Origin of the sequence: Virgifigura deserti (assembly GCA_003576685.1) — a bacterium.
GTDB lineage: Bacteria > Pseudomonadota > Alphaproteobacteria > Dongiales > Dongiaceae > Virgifigura > Virgifigura deserti.
In genome coordinates, this window is the sequence record QOZR01000029.1 from 1 (window position 1) to 3,003 (window position 3,003).

Here is a 3,003-nt window from a genome sequence, read left to right on the forward strand (position 1 = left end):
CTCATAACCTGAAGGTCGCAGGTTCAAATCCTGCCCCCGCAACCACCGATAGCTTACACGCCAGACACGCAAACGCCCGCCCCCGAGACATCGGAGGCGGGCGTTTGCGATTCGTCGCCCGCGGCGCCGACGGTGCTCCTCTTCTGACGTCCGCTCTGGAGGCGACACCGGCCGCAAAGCCGAGGCTGCCCTCACTCCCGCTGCTGACCCAATTCGGACCTCGATTGGACCGCCGACGGCGGATTGTTCGCCCCCGGATTGAAATCCACGGCCCGCACATCGACAGTCGTCAGCATGACCACGCCGGAACAGGCCGAACCGGTCGTCGGTCAGCGTCGACCGCTCGAGGAGTGACCATGTCGGTGGCAATACACGACGTCCATCATCCAGAGCGTAGGCTCCGGTGACCGAAGCGTCCGAAGACTGAGACCAGCTCGGTTCTGTCTGAAATGCCGCTTGCGACGATCACCTCAAGAAGATTGCGCTGAGTTCCCAAGATCTTGCAATCTCGGTCAGCCTTGAGCGCCCCATCCTTAGTAACAGCCAGCCAGCAGAAGCATCAGTCCTGCGACGACGCGGAGGGACACTCGAGGTGCCGATTTTCTCTTCATGGTTTGTCCCCCTGCGTAGCAGTGCCGAACCCCGGCGGTCCCACCTCGCGCAGGCCATCGGCGATGCGCTCAAAATCGCCGGGATTCTTGAAGGGGAGAATCTGCCGTCTGTGCTCCAGGGAGAAATCCGGATTGATCCGCAGGGCCTCGCGCCACTCCGCGCGCGCTTCTTCAATCCGGCCCAAGTGACCGCAGCATGCCGCCAGCAAGACATGGGTAACATCGGTATCCGGATTGCGGGCGATCCTCTCCCGCAGAACGTCGATCGCTGCCTCGTACCGACCGAGGAGAAAGCGGGCCATTCCCAGAAAATACAAGTAGACGTCGGGGTAATGCGGGTCGAGCCGCATTGCCTCGGTCAGTTGCTCGATGGCCTCTTCCGGCCTCCCGGCGTAGTTCAGCGTATTCCCTAGCAGGGCGTACCCAGGAGCGAAGTTCGGGTCGAGCGCGAGCACCTTTTCTCCTTCGGCGAGGGCTCGCTCGAGTTCCTTCATCCACATGCTGACGACGCCCAGCGCGAAGTGGGCCTGGGGTTCCGAATCATCCAGCGCGACGGCCTTGAGTGCCAACTTGTGGGCCTGCCTCAAGGATTGCTCGGGTGTGTCGCTCCATCGGTTGACGTACTCCAGATGCAGGATATGGGCCAACATGGCATAGGCCGCCGGAAAGCCGGGATCCAGTGCGATGGCCCGTTCCAGCAACGGCCGCGCCAAGGCGCTCCCCTCCCCGGTGTGGCGCCACGCATGTTCGCGTCCGCGCAGGAAATGATCATAGGCTTCCAGATTGTCCGTGCCCTTGCGCGAGAGGCGCTCCTTCTCCTGCTTGGTGAGCTTCACGGCGAGTGCCGACACGATCTCCCGGGTCACCTCGTCCTGCACCGCGAAGATGTCCGTGAGGTCGCGATCATACCGCTCCGCCCACAGATGCCCACCGGTGAGGCCATCGATCAACTGGGCCGTGATCCGGACGCGGTTGCCGGCTTTGCGGACGCTGCCCTCCAGGACGTAGCGCACGCCGAGTTCGCGACTGACCTCCTGCACCTTCACCGCCTTGCTCTTGTAGGTGAACGCGGAATTCCGGGCGATCACGAACAGACCCGATATCTTCGAAAGGTCGGTGATGAGATCGTCAGTCACGCCGTCGCTGAAGTAACCCTGCTCCGGGTCACCGCTCATGTTCTCGAACGGAAGCACAACGACCGACGGCTTGTCTGGCAGCGGCAGAGCCAGCACGGACGTCGGGGTCGTGCTGTCGGAAGCCACCCGGTACACCCGCGCCGCGCGCTCGATGTTCTTGAGCCGTCGCTCGCCGAGGTATTGGAAGGCGCACGCGAGCTTGCCCTGGAGATGGTCATAGGCGGTGCCCGAGACCACGATTCCGCCCGGCTCCGCGATCTGCTCAAGGCGGGCGGCGACGTTCACGCCGTCGCCGTAGAGGTCACTGTCCTCGTGGATGACATCGCCCAGGTTGATGCCGATGCGAAGGCGGATGCGCTCGTGCTCCGGCGTGTTCCGCTCGCGCTCGGCCATGCCGGTCTGGATGGCGACCGCGCACTCCACCGCGTCGACGACGCTGCCGAACTCGACCAGCGCGCCGTCGCCCATGAGCTTGACCACGCGGCCCTGATGCGCGTCGATCAGCGGCTCGACGAGCTCCTTGCGATAGGCCTTGAGGCGCTCGAGCGTGCCCGTCTCGTCCCGGCCCATCAGGCGGGAGTACCCTACCACATCCGTGGCGAGGATGGCGGCGAGCCGGCGCTTGGCACGAGGAGCGGCCATGCCTTGGCCCTCCGGAGCAGACTGATGATCGCAGTCTACTGCGCGGCGGGACTATGTGCCAGCGATGAGCGCCGAGCGGTCGAGCCGCTCAGCGCAGCCCGTTAGCCCAACAGCACCATGCGTTGGGTCCTTGGTCCTATCCCTCGGGGCGACGCCTCGGCGGCATGGCCCTGGCGGACCAGAGCCGAGGCGACGCAGCGGAGCTGGTCCTTCTGGGTGGCGATCGTGCGCGGGCTCAGCGGTCGGTCGGGCCCGTCATCTGCGAACAGATCGTCCGACGGCGCCTGGGCGAAGAAGGCGTCGGCCTCGGCCTCGAGCGACGGCGGAAAGGCAGCCCAGGGCAGGCCCCAGGTCGCGCGGTAGCAGGGCTCGGTGAGCGGCGGCACCGGCCAGTCCGGGATCTCGGTGCGCATCTGATTGGAGACGCGCGCCGCGTTCTTGTGGGTCTCGCGCGGCGCTGGCGGAGGCGAGCGGCGGGAGTGCATACGATCTCGTCGTGGTGCCTGACCCGGCGGCGCCGCCGTGCGTTATGGCGGCGCTCGCCAAATCTGTGAATGGCACGGCCATCGCCTCCTTGGGCGGCGACATGGCCGTCGTCGCGGCGATCCGGCGGC

The 3,003-nt window shown here is 65.6% G+C and carries 2 protein-coding genes; both read right to left on the reverse strand.

Features of this window, described 5'->3' with window-relative positions; all coding sequences use genetic code 11:
• Nucleotides 1–607: 607 nt before the first annotated feature.
• Complete coding sequence (locus DT069_RS24430) at nt 608–2,389, reverse strand: adenylate/guanylate cyclase domain-containing protein (RefSeq protein WP_119462954.1); 1,782 nt, start codon at nt 2,387–2,389, stop codon at nt 608–610.
• Between the two features lie 101 nt (nt 2,390–2,490).
• Nucleotides 2,491–2,874, reverse strand: coding sequence for a hypothetical protein (locus DT069_RS24435; protein WP_119462955.1), 384 nt, complete (start codon nt 2,872–2,874; stop codon nt 2,491–2,493).
• Between the last annotated feature and the right edge of the window lie 129 nt (nt 2,875–3,003).

Coding starts and splice junctions, on each gene's coding strand:
- DT069_RS24430 (WP_119462954.1), bottom strand. CDS start 2,389: ATGGCCGCTCCTCGTGCCAAGCGCCGGCTCGCCGCCATCCTCGCCACG.
- DT069_RS24435 (WP_119462955.1), bottom strand. CDS start 2,874: ATGCACTCCCGCCGCTCGCCTCCGCCAGCGCCGCGCGAGACCCACAAG.